Genomic DNA, 24,506 nt, shown 5'->3' on the forward strand with positions numbered 1-24,506 from the left:
ATACAGAAAGATTCCAAGAAAAACTTCACGGCCTTTCCCCGATAGAATATCGGGAAAAGGCCGTGGCATAATACTCTTTTTATTACTGTCTACTTGACAGGGAGATGACCAAGCAGATCCTCTCTTTCACTTCACATACACATAGGCTTCGTTTGCTGTTATATAATATGTTTTACCTTTACTATTGTGCACTCTATATTGTGGTGAATTATTTACAATTACCTTTGTATCAATAATGAATCCTAAACCCATATCTACAGTACCGGCAACATCTTTATCTTGCCAAGATGGAGAATCATAGAAACGTAAATTATTTACTTTTGAAATAACTCTTTTACCAATTACTGTAGCAGGTTCATTTCCTTGGTAACGTATATATGAAGAATCATAATAAATCCATTGGTTATCACCAAGATGTAACCAATTTCCTAATTTACCCCATACTTTATAAGTCTCACCTTTTTGTAGCTTACGAATAACACTATTTTCTGTTGATGGTCCAGAGCGAAGATTTACATTGTATCCTTCAATATATGCAATACCATTCGACTCTACTGTACCAGGTATTTCATTTGTCTTTTGTGGTTTGGTATCCACTGTAACCGTGCTCCCATTATAAACCTTTAACACGTCTGCTCGGAACTTAGCCTCAGATACGCCATGACTACGAAGATAATCCAGTGGATCTTCATGGTCTGTCCCGCCTAATTTATAAGTAATATCCCTATGGGTCCATAATCCTTTAGAGGGATGAATATTTCGTTCTCGCAAGATTTCCCCAATTAATTCTATATATTTTTCATATGAACGCTTAAATTTTAATGGATCACTTGTCTCACACAATTCAACATGAACAAATCTAGCATTTGCTGCTGGACCTGCCCCCCATGCCTGATGTTTTGTAGATGCAATTTGAATTTTTTCATTCCAATCCACTGCGTAGTGAACAAACGCTGAACGCCATGTACGAGACTCATATTTTTGAATATTAATTGCTGGTGCCTCTGGGGTAGCTGTAGAATGTGCCACAACACCTTCATAAGCTCCAACACCATAACGGTATGGTTGTTTTGGTAAATCAGGAATAAATAGAATTCTATCAGCAAATACATTTGTTTCAATTGATACTACTAAAATCATTGCAACAACTATGGATAAAATATGCTTATATTTCTTTTTCATTTTCTATCGGCATCCCTTTTTATAATTTTTGTATGGTCAAATAATCCACTAGCTGACAATCCGATAATCATTCCTTGAAATAAATTCATTTTAATATCTTGAGACAAAAATAAAACACCTAGCGTAATGCCAAGTGTTAAATTAAATAACGGAATATATTTTGTTTGCAGTCCAGTTGTTTTTGCAATTTGTGAAATTCCTACAACAACCCCAATCATTGCTGTAATTTCAATCATTACATACCTCCTCCTTTCAAAAAGAAGGTAAGAGCAGCTCCAATTAGTCCACCAATAATAAGGCGTAGGATCCAAGTTGTATTAGCACTGATTTTGTCTAATTGCTTATTAATATTAATAATGTCCTTTTCATTACCTGTCGTCCGCATTTCTAAACTTTTAATCTCTAATCGTATATCCTTAATATCTTGCCTTATTTCCTGAATATCACCTTTCACCTCTTGTAAACTATCCATTTTGCCACCTCTTTCCCACTTCTTATTTAATTCAACATAAACAAATTACGCACTAAACTACTCCTTTTATTCTTGAATCGATACATAAAAACAACTTAGTATAGAACACTACTGACATTTTCTATTTTCAATCATACTCCAATCCAAAAATTAAATAGCCACTCATACGAGTGACTCTAATTCTTTAACCTTATCTCACATCAAAATGTTCTTCTTTTACCCATGCATTATTTCCAATCACCAAATAACCATCTTTTCGTGCCAAAATTCTATATGGAACAGACCCGTCTACAAAACCTGTATAATTACCGTTAGGACCATCATATGTGTTAATACCACCGCCTGGGGGATATTTTGAATAAGCACTAAACCATTGCACATCAAAATGTTCCAGAGCAGCCCATGCCTCGTTTCCTAGACAAATCATAGGATTTTCATACCACGCTGCATCTATAATAAGATACGGTGTTTTATCATAAATTACCCTCGTAAAATATCCTCCTTGCGGTTGGCTATATAGATTAATCCCTCCATTATTCGGATATTTATTTACAGCAATCCCCAGACCTACTGGCTGTATTGGTTTATTATTATTGTTGTTAAATACTTTATTTACCTTCTCAATGAATTGATCCAATCTTTCCTCGTCAAGCATACGGTGTGGACAATGTTTCCCACTCCACGATTTATGTGTACGTACATTACTAATTGGAATGTTGAATTGTTTCATTAACTGAGCTATAACAATTGCTGCATTATCTTCCGCCTTATAATATCTATCCCCACCACTTAAAGAATAGCAAATTTCCACTCCGATGGATTTACGATTACCATTTCCGTTACCATCACCAGCATGCCAAGCATTACGATCAAACGGAATACCTTGTACTGCTTCTTTGTCATCTACTGCAACATGGAACGAAACTGCATTATTATTTCCAATCATATAAGAAATTTCATTTTCAGCTGATGCATTATTGTACGTATTATGTACTGTGATGAATTCTGGCTTCATTACATTGGGACATTTTATGGCATATTTACTTGAATCCACTAATTTTTTTCTAATCTCCATTACTGAACATCTCCTTTTTATTCTCTCGTTTTTATTACTAAAATTCTCACTGCATTATTTAGTACATCTAGTAACCTAATCTCCATACGGCCAGCATTTTCTCTAATAAATTCCTTGTCTTCACCTGCTAAAAAAGAAAAAGAGCAACTGTTTATCAGTTGCTCTTCCTTTAATTCCTCTCTACACTCCTACACCATCGTTTTAAACGAATTCATAGAAAAGTATCACACTGCTTCTTCCATTTAATTTGATATTTATAGATTTCAAAATACTATCTCACATTAAAGTGTTCTTCTTTTACCCATGCATTATTTCCAATATCAATATAACCATTTAGTCGTCCAAAAACTCTATATGGAACAGATCCATCTACAAAACCTGTATAATTTCCGTTAGGACTATCATATGTGTTAATACCACCGCCTGGGGGATATTTTGAATAAGCACTAAACCATTGCACATCAAAATGTTCCAGAGCAGCCCATGCCTCGTTTCCTAGACAAATCATAGGATTTTCATACCACGCTGCATCTATAATAAGGTACGGTGTTTTATCATAAATTACCCTCGTAAAATATCCTCCTTGCGGTTGGCTATATAGATTAATCCCTCCATTATTCGGATATTTATTTACAGCAATCCCCAGACCTACTGGTTGAATTGGTTTATCAGTATTGTTACCACCACCAGCTTTACCCAAGTGATCTAACGGATTCACAGCATTACTTTTACTCGCATTCCAACGTCCTTTATGCAATTCAAAATGTAAGTGTTGGCCACTAGAATCCCCCGTGTTTCCCATAACTCCAATAGTTTGTCCTTGTGAAACATAATCACCTTCGTTTACTGTTCGAGAACCACTACGCATATGAGCGTATACAGTTTCCCATGTAACTCCATCAATTGTATGCACAATCATAATACATTCACCATAACTAGATGAAAAATAAGAACGACTAACTTGACCGCTAGCCGCTGCATAAATAGGGTGATAACCTGCTTCAGCAAGGTCTATCCCATGGTGATCTGGTCTGCTGCCTCTAAAACCACTTGTTACTCTCGTTGTATCTGTAGGATAAATAAATTTTGTCATATTAGTCTCCCTTTCTATTTTTACACCATTTAAAAAAGGTACTTAAATGAGCACCTTCGTTCACTGTCTATATTTATTATTTTTTGGATATATTTTAGTTGTTCAAATTTTAAGATGAACAGAACGAAAAGCTATCCTTCATTATTTAACATTAAAATGTTCTTCTTTTACCCATGTATTATTTCCAATATCTATATAACCATTTAATCGTCCAAAAACTCTATATGGAGCAGATCCATCTACAAAACCTGTATAATTTCCGTTAGGACCATCATATGTGTTAATACCACCGCCTGGTGGATATTTTGAATAAGCACTAAACCATTGCACATCGAAATGTTCCAGAGCAGCCCATGCCTCGTTTCCTAGACAAATCATAGGATTTTCATACCACGCTGCATCTATAATAAGGTACGGTGTTTTATCATAAATTACCCTCGTAAAATATCCTCCTTGTGGTTGGCTATATAGATTAATCCCACCGTTATTCGGATATTTATTTACAGCAATCCCCAAGCCCACCGGTTGTATTGGTTTATTGTTATTACCAGCTTCATCAAAATCTACATATTGTTTAACAATTTCAGAGTAGAAGAAATTCCCTCCATTTTTATATCGATAGCCACCATTATATGCAACAGCAATAGGCTGACTATACTTGACCATAGCACCAGTTGTATTACCAAGTGATGGCGCAACAACCGTTTTAGAATACTGATCTGCCACCGGTAATGAATGTTGTTTATTGTTAGAAGCTAACCAGCGAAGGTAAGCTCGTCCAAAATTATATGATTGAACAATGGCACTTAAATCTGTAATGCCATTTTTCTTTGCATCATCAAAAGCTCCTTTTAGATGCTTTACTCCATAATAAATTGAATCTTTAGGATTTTTAATTGTATTCATCGCCCAACCTTGTGATTCACTGGACTGCATAATATCAGGTGTTGTTTCAGAGTTTCCTCCACTCTCCACCATAATAATCCCAAGTACATAGGGAACTAATTCAGACACACCTTGTGCTGAACATTCACTTTCTACCATTGATTGCCAACGTAACACTTGTTGTGGCAGATTCTTTGTTTTAACTGAAGCAGCTAATATACTCATTACTAAATCTCTCCTTATTTTCCTATTATTTTTTCTATAAAACTCTTAATCTACTAAGTACCTCTAACACTTAAATGAAAATTATTTTTTAAAATTACTTCATGTTGCTCACCTTCTTTCACAACAAAAAGAGCAACCATAAAAATAGTTGCCCTTTCGTCAAAATCTTATATTACTACTATAAATCACTTTTTCAATACTTTCTGTACACTGCATGTATCCTACAAAAAGGTAACATTAAAACCCTTCTACAAACTTGACAATCTTTCTTATTTCAGCATGTTTGCGTCGGATATAGCCTGTACTATAATGCAAGTCAAACGCTATTTGTTCTAAGGTCATTCCATCAATATACTTCATTTTGAGTATTTGATGATCTAATCCTGTAAACTTATTAATTAAAATCTTTAAATCAAATACTTCATTCATCCTATGTCCTAATTCATATTCAATAGCTTCAATCCGATCTTCTACTTTAGCCCCTTCCGATTCAGCAGTTAATCGTATATTTTGCAAGTCCCCACTAGTCCAGCGCTTTAATTCTGCTTTTGATTTGTCTAAGTTATATTCTAAATATGCAATTTCTTCTTCTAGTTTCTGATAATCTTTAAGCCAGTCAAACATATAATAATCCCCCTACTTCTCTTTATTTAAATGCTGCTTTTATTTTTATCGTTTTCCGAAAGAAGACTCCTTCCTCAAAAATGTGAAGGTGTGAAACACCAATTTTAGGTGGGAGATGAATGTCGGTTGGCATAAGCCAACATATTTGCTATCATTTACTTGTACAGATTGCTCTTCGAAAACTGAAGATATGAGGTTGGTTGCAGAAAAACGTTGCAACCGTAAAATCTTCAACGTTCTATCGCCCCACGCTTCTCAAAATTGCGAAAACCAAGCTAAAGTAGGTAGTGTGGTGAGTCAGCGTACAAGATACTTATGTTCTCACCGTAGGGACTGCGGATAGAGCCTGCTAAGATAACTGGTGGATACATCGGTGTTCGCAGGAATCTCCCACTTCAAACAGTTCATTAGGACGTTAAGTGGTGAGTAGTTCAACACCAAAGATAAGCTAACCTTTATTATCAATTTAATAAAATTTATAAATATTAATTATGATTTATATTTTTTTAATAAAGTTTTTAATCTCTCACGCTCTTCTTCAATAGTTAACTCATTATTTTTTATAGGCTGCTCTTCTGGAATATCTTCTTTTTCATGTAACCATTCTGGTACCATTTCATTTCGATTGGTATTCCCTGACCCAAATTGTTTTTTATTCTTACCAAGATCAAACTGTGCATCTAGCATAGCTACATCCTTGAGTGTTTTTACCTTTTTGGCTTCCCAATTTTTAAGAATCCCACGTACATATCTCCACTTTGGTACATTTTCATCAATTGATCTATTTACTGCTTCCCCAATTAGTTCACTACCTAATGATTCACAAAATGCACCAAGCTCTATAATTGCTATTTCACTTAATGAAATTCTATTCTTCATCAAAAATTGATGACTTATTTTAAAATCTTCATTTGTTAATTTTTTTGAGAGTAAACTTTGTTTATTATCATGAATATGATTTATATTTTGTATATTAGTATTTAGTTCTTTCGTACTTTGTATATTAGTATTTAGTAGCTTGTGATTATCCACCGGTAGGTTACCAGCAACAGGTTTTCCAGCAGGTGGGTTTTCCACTGGTGGATAATCATCCACTGGGATTTCGTAAATAATTGTCTCCCATCTAACAATTTTGTTTTTTTCATCTCTAACAGGAAATCTTCTAATATATCCGTACTCTTTTAATTCCTGCATTCCAGCTCTTAAGCTATTAATACCGTCTTTTGCATGTTGCGATAATTCTTCTCTATAAAACACCCAATCATCTGGAAGTGTAAGTATGTAAGCTAATATTCCTTTCGCCTTCCAAGAAAGCCTCTTATCCTTTAGACCGGTATTATTAATAACGGAATAATTATTATCTTTTTTTACTCGGAAAATCCCCATATTATCTACCTCTCATATTTTCAAACCTTTTTTACTTACTTATTGCAACTCTTAACTTCTCCATGACAAAATCTACTTTCCACACTTTTTAAACCAAAGTGCGGTTAAAAAGAACTTAAAGTTCGATTTATTACTAAAAAAAATATCATCTACACTCTTATCAAAAAACTGTGCAATCTTCCTAGCTGTCTCCATTGATGGCGTTCTTTCTTTTTGATCAATCATTCGAATATAGCGTTCAGTTACTCCGCAATAGCTAGCAATTTCTTTATATAAGTTTTTTTTCGGATCGTACATTTTATTTCCCATTATCACACCTCCATAAGAACAATTAGTTCTAAATACAGATTAAAGAACTAATTGTTCTTTGTCAATGCATAAAAGAACTTTTTGTGCTAAAATGAATTCAAAGAGAACAATTAGTTCAATTAGAGAGGTGAACGATGTGATAGGACTTAGAATAAAATCCTTACGAAAAAAAGAGAATTTAACTCAAAAACAACTGGCAGAAAAAATCGGCGTATCCCAAAGAATGATAGGTTACTACGAATCAGAAGAGAGGTTCCCTCCACATGATGTTTTAACTAAATTAGCTGATTGCTTTTCAGTTTCAGCTGACTATTTACTTGGTCGATCTGTTACAGGCGAACCAAACGAACAAGTAACGCCAAAAGATGAGAAAGATATAGCAAAAAGAATGGAAGAAATAAAGAAAGATCTACAAGGCGAAGATGGCTTAATGTTCTCTGGTGAACCTATGAGTCAAGAAGCGGTAGAGTCATTATTAGATGCGATGGAGTACATTGTAAAACAAACAAAAGTAATCAATAAAAAATACGTGCCTAAGAAATATCGTAATCCAGACGATAACTGATGCAAGCTTAGGAGGGAAAACATTGAAATTCGTCATTAGAGATCTAGTCCAACAACTTTGCACCAAATACAACACGAAAAACCCCTATGAGCTTGCAGATTACTTAAAAATACATGTACTAACATGGGATTTACATGAAGAAATAAATGGTTTTTATAAATATGAAAAAAGAAATCGTTTCATTGTTATTAATACTAATTTATCTCCATCTATGCAGAGAACTGTTTGTGCCCATGAATTAGGACACGCGGTTCTACATACTCATGCAAATACACCTTTTCTGCGTAAGAATACATTCTTTTCCGTTGATAAATTAGAGATAGAAGCAAATACGTTTGCTGCGCTTTTGTTAATTGACCAAAAGACCATTCAGCGTGGTGATACAAAAGCATGTATAGCATACAAAAATAATATTCCTGTTGAACTTTTGGAATTTTACAAGCCTTGCTAAAGGAATTAAGATGTTTTAATTGTTGGTTCAAACGCTGACGAGAAAAAGAGAGTGCTCCATCTTTAAAGCAAAAGAAATGAAATAGTATCTATTGTTTAAAAAATCTATACAGTTAAGCAAATAAAAAAATGCACCTCTAATTGTTAATTATGTGTCTAACAATTGGGGTGCACTTCAATAACAGTAGGTCTGTTTCAAAAAATCAATAAGCCCTAATATTGTCTATCCTTCACTGTACGAAAATCAATACACTACTTAAATATTACTTTCCCTGTACAGAAATTCCTAATACATAGTAATCTGGATGTAGAGTAACTACAGACTCCCCAGGTTTTACCCACTGTAGAGGACTTACATTTAATTCTACGCTATGATTATCTTTTTCAAAACGATTGATATAATCCTTATCATTTTTTACAAAACTATCAATTTCTTTTTTTAATTCTGGATTTGGATTTACTAATCTATCAATCTCTTTATCAAGAGTGAAATTCGGATTTATCATATGCATCCAGTTTTTCGCTAACTCAACAGTTGATTTGTCAACGACAAACATGAAATAGAAGTTATCTTCATCCTTCCCAACAAACGAAAATGAACCATGAGAGTCAATCATTCTTGGCAAATTAGGAGTATATAGATCAATTTCTGATGCTACATATCTATATCTGAAATTCGCATTATATTTCTTATTTACTTCAGTAACAAGATTTTGACCTTGTTTAGAAATAGATCGCTCTCTTACAGATGAAATTTCAATTGAATATCTATCAAAGAAAAAATCATCTGTCACTAACGCATTGGGAATACCTATTGGCGTTACCCCTGGTTTTGTCTCTGGCTTTGGCTCTGGTTTTGTTTCTTTTTCAACTGCATTAATAGAGTTATATAAGAACTGACTATACGCTTCACGTGTTACAAACATTTTGGGAGAATACATATTACCTCCAGTACCAATTGTAACCCCATTTTCCTCTAATGCACTAATTGCACCGTAAGACCAAGAATTTTTATCAACATCTGAAAATTTTGTTGTTTTCGTTGCCTTAAATTTAAAAGCATTTGTAAGTGCTTGTGCCATTTGTTCACGAGTTAAAATATCATCTGGACCATACTTCCCATCACCAAACCCATTTACAAATCCTGCTTTAGCAAGTGCTAAGATTTCTTTTTCAAACAAATGTCCTTTAATATCAGTAAAAGGATTTTTGAAGCTAGCATCTGCATCTGCTGGTTTTAGGTACATATAAATCATTCGAGCAACTTGCCCACGAGTTACATTGTCACCAAAGCCAAAGATATTATTTCCGTACCCTTGCACTACTTTACGATTTGTTAAATCATAAATTGCTTTTGTAGACCAGTGATTTGCTGGAACATCTTTAAATGTTGTATCTGCCTGTACATTTGATAAAGATGTTAAAGTTGTTGCTGCAAGTACTACACCTGTTAAAATCATTTTTTTCATTTTCATGCTATTTCCCCTTCTTCTCCTAATTATTTTTACGAATAAAAATATACTTTATTTTCCAACTTAATCATAATAACACAAATACATTATATTTATATATATTTATTTATTGTTTTAATGATAAAAATACTAATACCCCCAGAACACTATAGACTCACAAAAAAACTCTTCTTGCCTATAGAAGAGTTTTTACTACATTTTTACTGTTAAATAGCATTTTCCTTTATTTTAAGTAAATGTCTGCTGTATTCTTTTTAAACTAGCCGAGATATTGTTTTAGTATTTCTAGCCCTATTTTCAACTCTTCTAATGAGTTTGTAGAGGATAGAGCAACTCGTAAATACTGATTAGGCATGGTTTGTGCGGTAATAAAGCGCTCGGAATGAAAAACCCGAATGCCGTTCCTCTCCAAATCTGTTTCTAATTGAAATGCATCATAATGATTTTGAATAGGTAGCCAACGGTAAAAACTAAAAGGATGCCCTACAGCCTTGTTGGAAGAAAAATAGCCTGAATAAATTTCGTTTGCAGACTCCGCTAAAAATTTCTTCTGCTTAACAATTTCATGAGCTTTTCCTGATAACACTAGCTCTGTTATCACCTCTACGTCTAAAGAAGATGTTTTAACATTGACATTAAATATAGCCTTTAAAATATCCTTACGTAAGGCATCCCCGAATACCATATAAGCAACCCTTAACCCTGAACAAATGCACTTAGAAGTTCCACTAATATAAACACTTTGTTCTGGAAGTAAATTAAACATTGGTTGCTCATAATCAGAAATAACCCCTGCTGTCAAAAATGCATGAATATCATCCTCAATCAAAATTATTTGATGCTTTCGAATGATTGCTGCTAACTCTTTTTTTCGAAAATCTGAAATCATAATCGTAGTAGGATTAGAGCAAGAAGGCATTAAAAAAATACCATGAATATCTAATTGACTACATTGCTTATCGAGTTCACTTGGGAGCATTCCAAATTCATCCCCTTGAATGGGTACTAATTGAATATGTAGCATTTTTGCCAATTCGATAAAATTTGAATAGGTATATATATCAGTTGCAATTCGGTTTCCAGGTTTAAACAACGCTGTCAATGTAATTGCTAAAGCATTTTGTGCCCCCGAAACTATTGCTATATGGTCTTGATCCACATTAATGCCGAAAGACTTCATCCAATTGAGACCTGCCGTTTTTTGATGCGGAAGACCAGTTGGATCATTGTAATTTAATAGTTGCTCTAAATACTTTTTATCTACGACTTTTTGAATAGTCTCTGCGACAATACTATTAGTTTGCTCAAATGATGCTACTAATCCAAGATCAATGCAGTTTCTGATTTCCTCTGTAGAAATAGTAATGGAACGAGTTGCATTAGGAGCTACAAAAGTTCCACTCCCTGTGATTGCATAAATTAGGCCTTTAACTTCACATAGTTTGTAAGCTCGGGTAATTGTTGTAAAGTTTAAATCTAAAAAATCTGCTAATTCTCGTTGTGGAGGCAATTTTGTTCCTGGAGCTAAAAAACCATTTACAATATCATGTTCAAGTAGTGCTGCAATAGAGGAATAAAACGGACGCTTTAATAGTTCCTTATTAGGTTTCCAAGACATAGAGTAATTTTCAAATGAATTTACTGGCATGCTTCACCTCTACGATTAAATTTTTATAGTATAGATTTTAAAAGTTAAAATTAAGATTTATAAACTTTGAAAATTATTATAAGGATATAAACTCAGCATTATTTTAAAGTTAGAATAACACACTCCTCTAAAGAAAATTGTAATCCATACAATTTTCTTATTCATTGTATGGATTTTATGTGTTAAATTTGTATGCAATAAAGCTCTTGATTAAGGATGTGAATAATATGAAAAATAGAAATCAAATACGAATCGCATTCCGTGCAGCTTTCCCTTATACAATACCTATTTTTGCTGGTTTTGTATTTTTAGGAATTGCTTATGGAATCTACATGAACTCTCTGGGTTTCAGTGCAATATATCCAATTCTAATGAGCTTAATCATATTCGCAGGATCAATGGAATTTATTGCAGCTAATTTATTACTGGTTGCTTTTAATCCAATTCATGCACTTTTTCTTACTTTAATGGTGAATGCACGGCATTTATTTTATGGTATTTCTATGCTAGATAAGTATAAAGGAACTGGAAAGAAAAAGTTTTATCTTATTTTTGGACTATGTGATGAATCTTTTTCTATTAATTCTACTGTTGATATTCCAAAAGATGTTGATAAGGGTTGGTTTATGTTCTTCGTGACACTGCTTAATCATTTGTATTGGGGTATAGGAGCCGCAATTGGTGGTATTTTTGGTTCCCTTGTACACTTCAATACAAAAGGACTAGATTTCGTTATGACAGCACTTTTCGTTGTGATTTTTGTTGAACAGTGGATGAGGGAGAAAAAGCATTATAGCGCTCTTGTAGGACTGGGATTATCGATATTTAGCCTAATTATTTTTGGTGGAAACAATTTCATCATTCCTGCAATGATTATGATTTTATTAGTACTTACTATCCTAAAAAAACCAATAGAAAACGTAGAGGAGGTTTCCGTGTGACAATGAGTTTACTGCAACAAGTTATAACAGTGGGTATAGTGGTTTTAGGCACAATGATTACAAGGTTCCTTCCCTTCTTAGTGTTCCCATCAGATAAACCTACTCCGCAATATGTTCAGTATCTCGGTAGGGTACTACCTTCAGCTGTCATAAGTCTTTTAGTTATTTATTGTTTTAAGGATCTAAACTTATTATCCGGCAATCATGGTGCTCCAGAATTAATTTCAGTAGGAGTAGTAATAATGCTCCACATATGGAAGAGACAAATGCTTCTCTCCATAGCAGGTGGAACAATTATCTACATGCTGTTAGTACAATTGTTTTTTAATTAAATTTATAATGACAAGTAATTGATCCTATCATCCTTCTATTTTAGAAATAGGATCATTATATTCAATAAACTAAAGAATAAGCAATGAATGCATTAGCATGCGCAATTCTTTTCGATAATACAGTGAGCTTCGAGAAAGATTACTATTAGACTAGTTACAACGCACCAGTGGGCTAAATCTAATTATCAATGTTGTCTCTACTTCTGTAATATTTTGTATTTAACTCCAGCTACAAAAAGTATGAAGAAGGTTGGCAAATATCTTACCTCTTAGTTCAAAGCATATTAATTTTCCTAGGTGAATACAACTTTATTGTTAGGAATTCTCTTTCGTTTTTTCCTTTAAGGGAATCAGAACCTTAGCTCTTCCCAAATTCTCTTAGCGTACGAAATTTGTGTTTTGATGGCGCTACCCTATCGCTATCAAGCTAACAAGACAAAATACTCTCTAAAATGAAAAAGGCGTTATTCTTTCTGAGAAATCATAGGAAAGAATAACGTCTTTATATTAATATTGCAACCCGTATCTAAAAGCGCAATAGCTATGTCCTTTCCTTTCTCCCATACTAACGGAGAAAACTCATCTCTTAACCTTAGGAACTACAGGGATAGCATAATCAATTAGAATCCACGAAGTTTTCGTACTTAGAAATCTCCCACTTAACGACCTTACAGCCTATAAGAATTGAAAGTAGTTTAATTCTCTAACATGGATTGTGGAACAACTTTCTTTCCCACTACTTTAAATTCAATTTCCCCTTTTTCTCCATATATTAGTTCTATAATTGGAATAGTTACCATTAATTTTTCCTTTTTTTTTCTTTCTGTCTCTAAATCAATTATTTTCATATCACAATCCCCTTTATTTATTATAAACAAGGAGAAAGCACTCATTCGAGTGCTTTCTCCTTGTTTATAAGTGGACCTTGTAGGACTCGAACCTACGACCGAACGGTTATGAGCCGTTTGCTCTAACCAGCTGAGCTAAAGGTCCAAAGCATAAAATTTACTTCATAAGGCGTATTCACATATATCATTTTACCATATAATGTATCAATTCACTTTACTTTTTATTTAATATGCACATTTACATCGTGTTAAAAGTGTTTATATTCTGCAATCCTAATCCTTTGTAATTAGTACTATCTTTTAATACCTTTATAGAGGCCTAATTAACAGTAAAAAAATTCATATATCAATCATATTAAAAATGATATAGTTACAACATTGAATTGTTTATATTATCAAATGCTTTTATGCCATATTTCTTTATATCAGAAATTGTAACTAAATTATATGCCTGTTTCATTGTATTAAAGCAATTATCTATCTCTTCTTTTTCCATAATAGGTTTACCGGGACCATTATCTTCTAATTCTAGATGAGCAACTTCCCATGGTAAGTCAAATAGAATCATTTTTTCTAAACTCTTCCCACTATAACAACCTAAAGTATTCATTACACAGTCTAATATTTCCTTTTCTATTTGAGTTAATTGATTTGTACTAACATAACTAACTTCAAGATTGTCGTACTGATATACTTTATATTTATTAAAAATAACTCGATATACCGGGCCATGACTTCCTACTTCACAATCATCTTCAAATAAATATGTTCCAGTAAACACCTTACAAAATCCTTGCGCATAGTATAACAGCTTTTGAAGAGCTAAAGGAGTAATATCATCATTTTTATATAGCAAATAGTTAGCAACTTCCTCGATTTTCGTAGTCTGCGTAGAAGGGATATCACTATTTTCCTGTAGCTTTGCGATTGCTTCTTTAGAAACTCTATATGCTTTTTGAGTAATTAAATCTTTATTTCTTTCCAAAATATCTAGCATAAAAGATTGATCTCTACCTAATCTTTTCAATATATCCGAGTACTGCTTTGTCGGAATATCTCCATTTACATACCTTGTTAGGGTAACCTCTCCCCAACCTAAAAGTAAAGACAATGGACGTTTTCCAATCTTATATTTTTCTAAAACCTCTCTTATTTCAGAAATAGTGACTAACTGTTCCTGTTGTCTATAGGCATGATCTAATTGTTCTAAATTATAATCATGAATGTTAGGAACAAATATTTCAGATTTACACTCCTCGCAATTTGCTTCTTTACCTACGTAATGATATTGCTTCCCTCTAATGACTGTCACTTTTGAAACATCTTTAGTAGAATACCTTACCATATCTCGACAAAACTCACATAAAACCAACATAAAAATCCTCCCTCATTCTAAAACCATTAGTCACTTATCTTTACCTAAAAAGATAAGTGACTGGTTTATTCCTTTTATGAAAAGAAACAACAATCATGTATTTGTTCCTGTCCTTATTTTCAATTAGATTCATCTTAATATATATGTCTACCGACTTCTTTTGTCCCCAATTATCTAACTCATATTGTGGACAAAAGATATACAATTTTTCATGAGCAAAATTTGGATTTTTATTATCAACTGCATAACAAAAATCACGTACTCCTATATTAAGAAGAATCTCTTTCACTTTACTAGCGTTAATATTATTAGCCTCTAAAAATTCACTATTCTCTTTCCTTTTTTCATTTCGAGAAACCGTAAATCGATTATTTTTAATTAATTTTTTAAACTCTAATATGTACTGCTCAATCTCCCCGATTGTAAAATTAGTGTGCTTTTTTGTCTCCCTATTTTGAAAGCTAATATGCATTAAAATTCTTTCCCCTTTCAAATCGTACCTCATATTTACTAGAATTACAATAAAAAAACGTATCAATTGATACGTTTTTTTTAAAATTCACAGTAAAATTCTATTCATCCTTCTTATAATGAGTACATTTATGTCGTCTACAAAACTTCTATATAATTATTTTTGCTGCGATTCGTAAATCTATTATGTATCTATTTTACAACCACAGTTTCATATATCCGTGTATACATTTAACGTAAAAAAACTACATATCCCTCCAATTTCCCTGATAAACAAATCAATTACTCATATGTTTTCTCCCCCTATATAAATTTCCTATCTTAATCTGTTGTTTTATACAGAAATGTATATTTATACCTGTTTAAACCCAAACAAAAAAGGCCTCCTCAAGTCGATTAATTGTGCATAGCAAAATAAGCTAATTACACTAATCGGCTCAAAGAAGCCCTTTCAAAATTAAAGTAAGAAAAAAACTTACTTCTACAACTCAACCACAACACATAAGGTGTGGGAATGAACGGAATCAAATAAACTAACAATATACCTATATATTACAAAATACATAGGTTTATATCAAGATATTTTAAAATATTTCCAAATGCTGATTTTCATTCTTTATTTTCTTCCAAATAAAAAAGCATATAAATACTTTATTCTTTCCAAAACTGTTCCAATAGAATGACAATCACGGTACCCACGAGCAATCCATTCCTTAAAACATATTGTAAGGAAGAAGGAATGCCACTAAATGCGCTTTCTGGAAGAAACATTATTCCTAAACTGATTAATAATGTAATTCCTAATATAGTTAATCGGCGTTGATTTAATTCTTCGCTTAAAATCGATTGAAATGAAATGCCTATTACTTGGACAAATGTTGCTAAAAGTGCAGCATTGGCAATAGGGCCTGGAAGCAAGGATATAAAGCTTACGATTGAGGGAACAAAAGAAATTCCTGCTAATATAAGACTTGCTATAAGGAACGACTTCAACTTTCTTTGTCCTGTTAATTGAATAAATCCTGCTGATGCAGGTAATGGTACAATACCAATTGTAGAAAACAACGACGAGATAATATGTGATATACCTCCGACCCATACACCACGGTTCAATGTTTGCTTTTCACTTTCTTTAGATAAGGGAGCTACTTGTTTTACAGCTGAAATAGCAGCAATTGTATTTGCAACTAAAAGAAATGTAAATAAAGTTGCAGTTAGGGTCATTCCAATATCCAATCTAGGTGTGCCCCAAGCAAATATCTCTGGTAACTTAACTAGCGTTGTATGTGTAGGCATATAAGATGATTCTCCTAAAAGAGTATACAAAAGCCAACCACATGAAATTCCAAGTAACACAGCGTACCTTTTCATCCATCCTGTCCCTTTAATTGATAAGAAAGTAATAAGGGCAAAAACAAAGAGCGCAATAATAGCTGTTGGATAATCAGGATGAGTTGCAGATCCTTGTAATCCCATCATTCCTTTTAGTAACACACCACTAAGTTGAAGTGCTAAAATTAAAAGAAATGTCCCTGTAACTAAAGGAGTAAATAAACGTAAGATTCGATGAACAAGCCCTGTTATACCAAGAACGAAGAGTAATATACCTGCAATAATTAACCCACCTTCTAAAAGTTGCAACACGTCTTTTGCACTTTGTCCCTGATGCATAGCAACTTGTCCCAGTATGACAAATATACTTACCCATGAACCGGCTGGACCATCCGCTATGGGATAGCGATGCCCAAACCATGCTTGTATAAATGAACTTATTCCCACGACTAAAAAAGTTCGCTGCATTAATGTTGAAATATCTTCTACTGATAAATGGAATATGCCACCAATAATGATAGGCAATGCAATTGCATTTGCTAATAGAAACACAAACCACTGTAGAATACTAAAGCTTGTATTAAAGTATTTTTTATTCATATTATTCTCCTTTACTGAAAAAGAATCTCATAGTAAAAATCCATCCTTTCTATACAGTTAGATTAAAAAGGATGGATTTTGTAAATCTATAAAATTACTTTAATTATATAGATGAATTTTCAATTGATTACCATGTACGAAATGGTAAGAATTTCCCATTAAGTGTAATAACGATACGAGGATCGCCACCTTTTGGATCTTCTTGTGTATCCACACCTAAATTGAAGTTAATTGCACTCATTACACCTTCACCAGCTTTTTCTAAGATTAATTCTCTAAGAGTTGGTGCGTATTGTAACATCATTTCATATAATCGATATAAGATTGGGTCAGTAGGAGGCATTTGCATTACTTGACCTCTAAGTGGAACTACTGTTAATGCCTGAATTACTTCTTCATCTAATTCTAATAGTTTACCGATTTTTTCTGCCTCCGGACGTGTCATTGTAGCCTGCCCTAATAATGCTGTTACAACCCAAGTCTCAGAGTTTTCACTTACTTTTGAAATTTCTTCCCATGTTAAACCTTTTGCGATTTTTGCTTCCATAATTTTTTGCGTAGCTTCTTGTCTATTCATATTTAATAACTTCCCTTCATTTAAGTAATGATTAATGTTTCATACCATTTAATGTTTTATATCCATCAACTACTACATCTAATTTACCTGTGTGAGGATCAATAACTAAACCATGTACAGGAACATCTTTTGGAATAAGTGGATGATTTCTTACTAAATCAACATTAGCTTGAGTCGAATCACAGATATCATCGAATCCAAATAGCCATTTTTCAAGGTCAACACCAGCATATTCAATTGCTGCTAAAATTTCTGGTGAAGCTACTCCACGATCTAATATTTTTTGAAGTGTTCCTTTGGGATTAGTTTGGCTTGCACCACATCTATGGTGTCCGATAAGAAAGATTTCATCTGCATTTAGATCATATACTGATGCTACAATACTTTGCATAACACTATCGAAAGGAGCAGCAATCTTACCACCTGCATTTCTGATAACTTTTGCATCTCCATCGTGTATATCTAAAGCTTTTGGAAGTAGCTCAATTAAACGAGCATCCATGCAAGAAACAACAACCATACGTTTCTTAGGCATTTTTGTTGCTTCACGGGGGGCGTATTTCTTATTTTCTACAAATTTTTCATTGAACGATAAAATATCTTGTAATAACATATTTGTAACCTCCTTTAAATCTAGATGTATTTTTTTGTTGCGTCCTCTGTGTTATAAGTAAATATAACTAATAAACAATGCGATGTAAGAGGATAAACTTAGTATAGTGAATTGTATCGATAAGCTGAATAAGTTGGCGAAACACTTTCTGCTTTTCTACTTTCACGATGAAAGGATTGGTTTATATTATTGATCAAACAGATTTTGAGATACTGAAATTATTAGGAGAAAACTCAAGAATACAATGGAAAGAACTAGGTCAAAAAATACATATGACTGGGCAGGCTGTAGGAAATCGAATTAGGAGATTAGAGGATTTAGGGATTATTGAACAATATACAATCGCTATAAACCGAATCAAACTAGGACAAACCGTGACTGCATTTGTTACTTTGTTTGTCACATCAGCTAATCATCAAGAATTTATGGATTTCTTTCAAAAAGAAGAAGAAATATCTGAAGTACATCGTGTAAGTGGTGAAGGATGTTATTTATTAAAAACACATTTTTCTTCTAATGAAGAATTGGATAACTTTCTAGGTCGACTATTAAAATATGGGAATTATCGTGTTAACCTATCAATAGGGAAGTTAAAATAAAGTCTTTTTTCTTCCGAGGGGATAAGTTATTTTCTAATCCTTATTTCTATAGAGATAATAAGAGCCTTACTACAATTTATGTGTAGTAAGGCTCTTTAAATACTTATTAAATGCTATCTAATTGGCAGGGACTACCACATTAAAGGTAACCCCTTTTCATAATTATTGACTTACTTTTGCTATCTCCTTTAAATATCTTTGCATATTTTGATTTACTGCATAGACATAACATCCATTTATTCCGCGAGATAATAATACATAATAAATACGTTTAATATAGGATGTTAACTCCTCATTATTTATATCTGTTCCCTTAATTGGAAGACCGTTTCGATCTTTATATTCTTTTGGATTCACTACAATCTTAGCCTTATTTAAATCATAGTCTCCATTTTCTTCACCTGCGTAATCACAATCAATTTCAGCTCCTAAAATCACTCCAACATAATTTAAATCCGCACCTTGTGTAGTATGTATACATCCTATTTCCTCTATACTATTCTCAAAGTTAATCCAACCTTTTACCTTTGAGTTCCATTTGAATGTCTCACCTGTAACGGGATCTTTTATATCATAGTGATTTTTATCCTTTTGTGTAATCCATTTCCAAGAATATCCTGCGACTACGCGACATAATTCATGTTTTTTATTTAATATTTTCATAGATTCATTCAATTCTGTAATAGAATCCATTACCTTAAAGTCATATCCCTGTAATAACCCTTCTTCATACACTCCAACATTATTTGCTATTTGTAAATATTTACGAAGCCATGCTAAATATTGATCTCCAGATTTTAAACGGAATTGTTTATGTAAAGGATGCCTCTTATAATTCGCTGTCAACTGCTGGAATACATCTGTATCTATATCTGCTGGTCGAATTGTTTGGTATGGATCATAAACCACAGTTAAGTGATACGCAAATGTTTCTATTAATTCCAACTCAGTTGTATAACCATTATCGGTGACTAAATGTTTTAAATCACGTGCTTGTTTACCAAAATATTGTTTTAGACGATGTGCTTCGTCCACAAAAACATATTTATATTTTGTGCCCCTTCTTTTTGCCTGCTTAATAAATTGTGAAGGTGACAGTACTGTAATACTTTGTAGACCTAGTTTGTTCATCAAGCTCTTATATAAATTTAATGAGTGGTTTTGTGGAACAACAAGTGCTATATCCTTATAATTCAATCCCTCTCTCGCTTTACCAGTTTCACTGTCATAAGCAAGCGCATATAAGATGTTTGTTAATACAATTGTTTTACCAGTACCCGGGTCCCCTGTAATCAAATGTCGACTATTTGATGTAGTAAGCATTGTATTAAAAATGTCTTTACAAACCTCAATTTGATTAGCCGATAACTCTTTAAACGGTGAATATTTATAAATAAATTTATTATGTATCTCACCTAAATTCTCACTTGCTACCCCTTCTTTAATTAACCCATTCCAAATTTCTTTAAACATACTTTGAACATCTTCAATGCCGTTATAAGAATGAATCTTTTGGCCCCTTACTTTATTCAGTAAGTTAAATTTATCATCTGCAGATAAATATTCAATTAACAATGTTTCAATATGCTTAATTGAACTTTCATTAAATAATTCACTTTTTATTACAATAACTTCATTGAATGTTTTAGCTTCATCACTTATATGTGCAACAAAACGCTCATATATATCTGTAGACTTACCTACATATAAATTCTTCTTATCCCGCTGAATATAGACTACTGGTATTCCATCTATTTTAGGATCTCTGATACAACCTTGCTCAAACTCTTTTCGCTTCTTTTTAATTATGTAAAATGAAGATAATTTTGCTGCAAATGATAGCATTTGAATAACTCCCTACTTTTTAATTTTAAGAATACTTAAGGATGTGTGGATTTCATACTTTTGAAATACAATCCGTACATCCAAATCATGATCTCAACCATCTGCTTTCTCATAACCATTTTAAAAAACTGTAAAACGATTTTCGCTTTACAGTTCGTTATATTTTTTATTACTCCCAAATGCTTTTTCTACAGGATATTTCTCTGCATTCTTTTCCAACTTAGCATGTACTACTTCTTCTAGATCGATATCTAATTTATCACTTAGCATAAGTAAATAGATCATTACATCGGCCATTTCTTCTTTTATTTCCTGCATTTTCGTCTCTGTTGCTTCTTCACTAGACTTCCATTGAAAAGTCTCAAGCAACTCTGATGCTTCTAAATTTAAGGAAATTGCTAGATCCTTCGCATTATGAAACTGCCCCCAATTTCTCTCATCTCGAAACTTTATTACTGCATTTTGCAAATCTTCCATCACTATTAATCTCCTCTCAATTACTTACTATCACTTTAAAACAAAATTCATTACATCTGGAATTCCATCTAATTAACCTTAATCCAGATATAATCATCTTCATATTTAACATTTAATTTTAATCGAATCCCCTTCATATACTCCTCTAATTGTCTTGTAAAATCCTCATCATTGAATTGATCATATTTATCTATGTCTAGATATAACTTGAATATATTCCCTTTCGTTAAATCAAACTCCCATTTCAAAAAATTAAGTAGCATATTTTCCTTACTCATGTAGTGATTCGCTTCCATATAATCTAGTAATTCATATAGATTATAGTATAACAAGTTATTTGGTTTAAGCTCTTCACATTTGGGACAATATTCTCTATATCTATCTTGTAATTGCATAATCATTTCTGTTCCACATTGTTTACAGTTATACATGTACCATTCCCCTTTACTGGATAACACAATTCGTCTCTCTTATGTTCTTCCTGTCCTTGAAGTTAAAAATTATACTATTTTACTTTAAAAATATTCCTCTTATGCCACTTAAAGTATAATTTATTCTCCGGTTGAATTCCTATCTTAGCTTTTGGTATTAATCCAAATTTCAAATAATCTGTTTCCACTATTAATGAGGAAATATGCAGTCGTCCCTGTCCATCAAATGTGATAAACCCTTTATCATAAAGAGCATCATGATTACAGCACAGTAGTACACCGTTATACGGATCTAAGCGTTCCATACTTGTACTATCTTTCCATGGCTTAGAATGACTTGCTCTTAACAATTCTGGTAAATTTATTCCGCATAATGCACATTTTCCGTTCCAAATCTCCATTAATTCCTCTCTAAATTTTTGCTGTCCAATTCGGATTTTCGCTTTTACTTCGGATTCCGTCTCAGCTATAACCGGAATTAATGTGTTGTTTTCTGTCCTTCTTACCGGATCAACTGCCAACTCTAATTGCTCATCATTTATTTTATAAATGTTTGAATCACCAATTAGTTCCATTAATTTAAGGGCTAATTCTTCATTACATGGATATAAATAACCTTGGTTTCCATTTGCATCTAATTGAAAAGGTGAATATTTAATTGGCAACAGGTGCGATATCTGTTCAAATTTCTCACGTATATTAATTGTTTTTTCTAACTCATGATATTTTAAAGATACCAAATAGCCTTCATCATTCCATTGATCATGGCTTTTCATAATCGATGGTTTATTCGATTCCTTACAATCTTCTTCAGCGATACTAACTGCTACAATATTCCCTTTTACATAATGAAAGATTCGATCCCCCTCTTTTACATCCATCATTCTTTTCCATGAATGAAAGATTCGATCCCCCTCTTTTACATCCATCATTCTTTTCCATGAATGTGGTACATTACCGCCTTTATCCTTTTTAGGTGACCAAATAATTTCTAATCCTTTTTCCTCTTGATATGTATGCCCCTGCATAACAATAAAATAATTCATATACTCTCTCCTAAAGCGTTAACTCATTACGCTATTTTCTATTTAATATAATACTAAAAAACTCTCCTATGATTAGCAAATTGTCTGTTTCATTTTCAATACCAAATAACCTTCTCTACAGAAAAATTCTGCAATTCCTTTTACTCAACAATTGAGAAATCCAACTTTATATCCATTTATAAAAACAAAAGAGTTGACTCAAAAGGTCAACTCTTCTATTTTAAATTTTTTATTTCTCTTTTTCTTCTTTTTTTACAATTTCCCGTTCATTTTTAGTGATTAAATCATGAAAATGTTCTTCTTTGTTTTCTTCAATATAATTCATAAGGTCTTTAAGTTCCATTTATATCGCCTCCTGTATTTATTATATCAATAATATATTGAACTACCCCCACTTTCACTTCGTTTAGAAGTGAGGGATTCCTAAGTAAAGAGTTCTATCGAACTCTAATTGATTAGGCTAACCCCGCAGTCCTTGCGGTTAGAAGCCTTATTGCTTCATTCTTTAGATTGATACTTGCGTTAATATCCCTATCATGGTGTGTACGACAAGAAGGACAGTCCCATTCACGTAGGTTTAGATTTTTAACGTCTTTATTTTGATATCCACAACAAGAACATAATTGGCTGGAAGCAAATGTTTTCGATACGACAATGACTTGTTTGCCATACCATTTTGCTTTGTATTCCAACATGGATCGAAATTGCGACCATGATACTTCACTAATTGCTTTTGCTAACTTATGATTCTTTAACATATTCGATACTTGCAAATCCTCTATACCGATAACATCGTGGTTTTTGATGATTTCAGTTGAAATTTTGTCCAAGTAATCTTTTCTAGCATTTGATATGTATTCATGAATTCTAGCTACTTTTACTCGTTGTTTATTCCAGCGGGAAGATCCTTTCATTCTTCTAGAAAGAACAAGCTGTGCTTTCGTCAACTTATCTTCTAATGATCGGAAAAACTTCGGATTTTTATAGATGGTTCCATCTGACAAAATGGCGAAATCTTTTAGTCCCACATCCATTCCAATGTAAGAACTTGTTTTCGGGAGCTCTTGTACTTCTGTTTCGACTAACAATGAAACAAAGTATCTGCCAGAAGGGTTCCGTCTAACTGTAGCATTTACAATACGCCCCTCTACTTCGCGACTTTTGGCAAATCGAACGAGGCCTAGTTTCGGCAACTTTATTTTATTCCCTACAACGGCAATATTTTCATTTGTTTGTTTTGTGGTATAAGATTGTACGTTGTTATTCTTAGATTTAAAGCGCGGTGCGCTGTTTTGTTTTTTGAAAAAGCGCGTATACGCATCTGCAAGGTTGCGAACAGACGACTGAATCGCAATACTATCCACTTCTCTTAGCCAAACAAGCTCTTTCTTCATGGCAGGTAGTTTGGCAGAGCATGTACCATAGGTCAAGCCTTTTCCTGTCTCTTTGTATGCGTGATCCCATAAGGATAGGAAATGATTAAATACAAAGCGAGAACACCCAATCGTTTTGTTGATTAGAATTGCTTGTGCTTGATTTGGATAGATACGAAACTTATAGGCTTTATTCATCATTATTTGATTCACCTCCATTTCGGTATATGACTATTATACACCAAACATACATTCGATAG

General features: G+C 33.0%; 28 protein-coding genes and 1 tRNA gene. 6 read left to right on the forward strand and 23 right to left on the reverse strand.

Annotated elements, in window-relative coordinates:
• Positions 1-71 (forward strand): IS3 family transposase (locus ACTFRH_RS24040; RefSeq protein ID WP_325782447.1); only part of this gene is annotated, 71 nt, incomplete at its 5' end.
• 55 nt (positions 72-126) lie between these two features.
• On the opposite strand, the gene ACTFRH_RS24045 is transcribed toward ACTFRH_RS24040, so the two are convergent.
• The 9 genes from ACTFRH_RS24045 to ACTFRH_RS24085 all read right to left on the reverse strand — a co-directional run bounded on the left by ACTFRH_RS24045 (position 127) and on the right by ACTFRH_RS24085 (position 7,251).
• Positions 127-1,182, reverse strand: a complete 1,056-nt coding sequence (locus ACTFRH_RS24045) for an N-acetylmuramoyl-L-alanine amidase (protein WP_000731449.1) — start codon at positions 1,180-1,182, stop codon at positions 127-129.
• Positions 1,179-1,418, reverse strand: a complete 240-nt coding sequence (locus ACTFRH_RS24050; protein ID WP_000570185.1) for a hypothetical protein — start codon at positions 1,416-1,418, stop codon at positions 1,179-1,181. The genes ACTFRH_RS24045 and ACTFRH_RS24050 overlap by 4 nt, the downstream gene beginning before the upstream one ends.
• Positions 1,418-1,654 (reverse strand): hemolysin XhlA family protein, encoded by a 237-nt coding sequence (locus ACTFRH_RS24055; RefSeq protein WP_000377823.1) that lies wholly within the window; start codon positions 1,652-1,654, stop codon positions 1,418-1,420. Before ACTFRH_RS24055 ends, ACTFRH_RS24050 begins: the two co-directional genes overlap by 1 nt.
• A gap of 190 nt (positions 1,655-1,844) precedes the next feature.
• Positions 1,845-2,729, reverse strand: a complete 885-nt coding sequence (locus ACTFRH_RS24060) for a peptidoglycan recognition protein family protein (protein WP_440048819.1) — start codon at positions 2,727-2,729, stop codon at positions 1,845-1,847.
• Positions 2,730-3,000: 271 nt separating this feature from the next.
• The gene (locus ACTFRH_RS24065) at positions 3,001-3,822 is read right to left on the reverse strand and encodes a M23 family metallopeptidase (RefSeq protein ID WP_061884947.1); all 822 of its coding nucleotides are present in this window, start codon (positions 3,820-3,822) and stop codon (positions 3,001-3,003) included.
• 141 nt (positions 3,823-3,963) lie between these two features.
• On the reverse strand, positions 3,964-4,932 hold the full coding sequence (locus ACTFRH_RS24070) for a lysozyme family protein (protein WP_061884948.1): 969 nt from the start codon (positions 4,930-4,932) through the stop codon (positions 3,964-3,966).
• Positions 4,933-5,169: 237 nt separating this feature from the next.
• Positions 5,170-5,556, reverse strand: a complete 387-nt coding sequence (locus tag ACTFRH_RS24075) for a hypothetical protein (protein WP_000460734.1) — start codon at positions 5,554-5,556, stop codon at positions 5,170-5,172.
• A gap of 489 nt (positions 5,557-6,045) precedes the next feature.
• Entirely contained in the window at positions 6,046-6,942 is an 897-nt protein-coding gene (locus ACTFRH_RS24080; protein ID WP_000510881.1) for a DnaD domain protein, read from the reverse strand.
• A 72-nt stretch (positions 6,943-7,014) separates the two neighbouring features.
• Positions 7,015-7,251, reverse strand: a complete 237-nt coding sequence (locus tag ACTFRH_RS24085) for a helix-turn-helix transcriptional regulator (RefSeq protein WP_000527101.1) — start codon at positions 7,249-7,251, stop codon at positions 7,015-7,017.
• Between the two features lie 136 nt (positions 7,252-7,387).
• Between ACTFRH_RS24085 and ACTFRH_RS24090 the strand changes: the two genes are divergently transcribed.
• Both ACTFRH_RS24090 and ACTFRH_RS24095 read left to right on the forward strand, forming a co-directional pair.
• The gene (locus ACTFRH_RS24090) at positions 7,388-7,816 is read left to right on the forward strand and encodes a helix-turn-helix domain-containing protein (protein WP_000579788.1); all 429 of its coding nucleotides are present in this window, start codon (positions 7,388-7,390) and stop codon (positions 7,814-7,816) included.
• Between the two features lie 22 nt (positions 7,817-7,838).
• Positions 7,839-8,267, forward strand: coding sequence for an ImmA/IrrE family metallo-endopeptidase (locus tag ACTFRH_RS24095; protein ID WP_000673778.1), 429 nt, complete (start codon positions 7,839-7,841; stop codon positions 8,265-8,267).
• Between the two features lie 262 nt (positions 8,268-8,529).
• On the opposite strand, the gene ACTFRH_RS24100 is transcribed toward ACTFRH_RS24095, so the two are convergent.
• Both ACTFRH_RS24100 and ACTFRH_RS24105 read right to left on the reverse strand, forming a co-directional pair.
• Positions 8,530-9,741 carry an S-layer homology domain-containing protein gene (locus ACTFRH_RS24100; RefSeq protein ID WP_000782478.1) on the reverse strand — a complete coding sequence of 404 codons (1,212 nt, stop codon included), beginning with the start codon at positions 9,739-9,741 and terminating at the stop codon, positions 8,530-8,532.
• Positions 9,742-9,997: 256 nt separating this feature from the next.
• A complete protein-coding gene (locus tag ACTFRH_RS24105; RefSeq protein ID WP_001145012.1) occupies positions 9,998-11,386 on the reverse strand; it encodes an aminotransferase-like domain-containing protein in 1,389 nt (462 codons plus the stop codon).
• A gap of 227 nt (positions 11,387-11,613) precedes the next feature.
• Here ACTFRH_RS24105 and azlC point away from each other — a divergent pair, with 227 nt between their 5' ends.
• Entirely contained in the window at positions 11,614-12,327 is a 714-nt protein-coding gene (azlC, locus tag ACTFRH_RS24110) for an azaleucine resistance protein AzlC (protein WP_000797392.1), read from the forward strand.
• Entirely contained in the window at positions 12,324-12,659 is a 336-nt protein-coding gene (locus ACTFRH_RS24115) for a branched-chain amino acid transporter permease (RefSeq protein WP_000178820.1), read from the forward strand. Before azlC ends, ACTFRH_RS24115 begins: the two co-directional genes overlap by 4 nt.
• A 695-nt stretch (positions 12,660-13,354) precedes the next feature.
• On the opposite strand, the gene ACTFRH_RS24120 is transcribed toward ACTFRH_RS24115, so the two are convergent.
• From ACTFRH_RS24120 to ACTFRH_RS24150, 7 genes are all read right to left on the reverse strand, one after another.
• Positions 13,355-13,507, reverse strand: a complete 153-nt coding sequence (locus tag ACTFRH_RS24120) for a hypothetical protein (protein WP_000691088.1) — start codon at positions 13,505-13,507, stop codon at positions 13,355-13,357.
• Between the two features lie 71 nt (positions 13,508-13,578).
• Positions 13,579-13,652 (reverse strand) — tRNA-Ile (locus ACTFRH_RS24125).
• 225 nt (positions 13,653-13,877) lie between these two features.
• A complete protein-coding gene (locus tag ACTFRH_RS24130; protein ID WP_000960612.1) occupies positions 13,878-14,882 on the reverse strand; it encodes a type II toxin-antitoxin system antitoxin SocA domain-containing protein in 1,005 nt (334 codons plus the stop codon).
• Positions 14,883-14,922: 40 nt separating this feature from the next.
• Positions 14,923-15,354: a hypothetical protein gene (locus tag ACTFRH_RS24135; protein ID WP_000548171.1), complete on the reverse strand. Its 432-nt coding sequence runs from the start codon at positions 15,352-15,354 to the stop codon at positions 14,923-14,925.
• Between the two features lie 650 nt (positions 15,355-16,004).
• On the reverse strand, positions 16,005-17,285 hold the full coding sequence (locus tag ACTFRH_RS24140; RefSeq protein WP_001037035.1) for a purine/pyrimidine permease: 1,281 nt from the start codon (positions 17,283-17,285) through the stop codon (positions 16,005-16,007).
• 127 nt (positions 17,286-17,412) lie between these two features.
• Positions 17,413-17,862: a cyanase gene (cynS, locus tag ACTFRH_RS24145; RefSeq protein ID WP_001081566.1), complete on the reverse strand. Its 450-nt coding sequence runs from the start codon at positions 17,860-17,862 to the stop codon at positions 17,413-17,415.
• A 31-nt stretch (positions 17,863-17,893) separates the two neighbouring features.
• The gene (locus ACTFRH_RS24150) at positions 17,894-18,475 is read right to left on the reverse strand and encodes a beta-class carbonic anhydrase (protein ID WP_000926478.1); all 582 of its coding nucleotides are present in this window, start codon (positions 18,473-18,475) and stop codon (positions 17,894-17,896) included.
• 167 nt (positions 18,476-18,642) lie between these two features.
• Here ACTFRH_RS24150 and ACTFRH_RS24155 point away from each other — a divergent pair, with 167 nt between their 5' ends.
• Positions 18,643-19,074, forward strand: coding sequence for an Lrp/AsnC family transcriptional regulator (locus tag ACTFRH_RS24155; protein ID WP_000677474.1), 432 nt, complete (start codon positions 18,643-18,645; stop codon positions 19,072-19,074).
• A gap of 162 nt (positions 19,075-19,236) precedes the next feature.
• On the opposite strand, the gene ACTFRH_RS24160 is transcribed toward ACTFRH_RS24155, so the two are convergent.
• The 5 genes from ACTFRH_RS24160 to tnpB all read right to left on the reverse strand — a co-directional run bounded on the left by ACTFRH_RS24160 (position 19,237) and on the right by tnpB (position 24,447).
• Positions 19,237-20,919 carry a DUF2075 domain-containing protein gene (locus tag ACTFRH_RS24160; protein WP_000947889.1) on the reverse strand — a complete coding sequence of 561 codons (1,683 nt, stop codon included), beginning with the start codon at positions 20,917-20,919 and terminating at the stop codon, positions 19,237-19,239.
• A 147-nt stretch (positions 20,920-21,066) separates the two neighbouring features.
• Positions 21,067-21,396, reverse strand: coding sequence for a nucleotide pyrophosphohydrolase (locus ACTFRH_RS24165; protein ID WP_000389845.1), 330 nt, complete (start codon positions 21,394-21,396; stop codon positions 21,067-21,069).
• A gap of 68 nt (positions 21,397-21,464) precedes the next feature.
• On the reverse strand, positions 21,465-21,827 hold the full coding sequence (locus ACTFRH_RS24170) for a hypothetical protein (protein WP_000282127.1): 363 nt from the start codon (positions 21,825-21,827) through the stop codon (positions 21,465-21,467).
• Positions 21,828-21,901: 74 nt separating this feature from the next.
• The gene (locus ACTFRH_RS24175) at positions 21,902-22,873 is read right to left on the reverse strand and encodes an HNH endonuclease (protein ID WP_001105768.1); all 972 of its coding nucleotides are present in this window, start codon (positions 22,871-22,873) and stop codon (positions 21,902-21,904) included.
• 455 nt (positions 22,874-23,328) lie between these two features.
• On the reverse strand, positions 23,329-24,447 hold the full coding sequence (tnpB, locus tag ACTFRH_RS24180) for an IS200/IS605 family element RNA-guided endonuclease TnpB (RefSeq protein ID WP_061884949.1): 1,119 nt from the start codon (positions 24,445-24,447) through the stop codon (positions 23,329-23,331).
• Positions 24,448-24,506: the final 59 nt, after the last annotated feature.

It is taken from the genome of Bacillus cereus group sp. MYBK216-1 (assembly GCF_051916495.1).
GTDB lineage: Bacteria > Bacillota > Bacilli > Bacillales > Bacillaceae_G > Bacillus_A > Bacillus_A thuringiensis_K.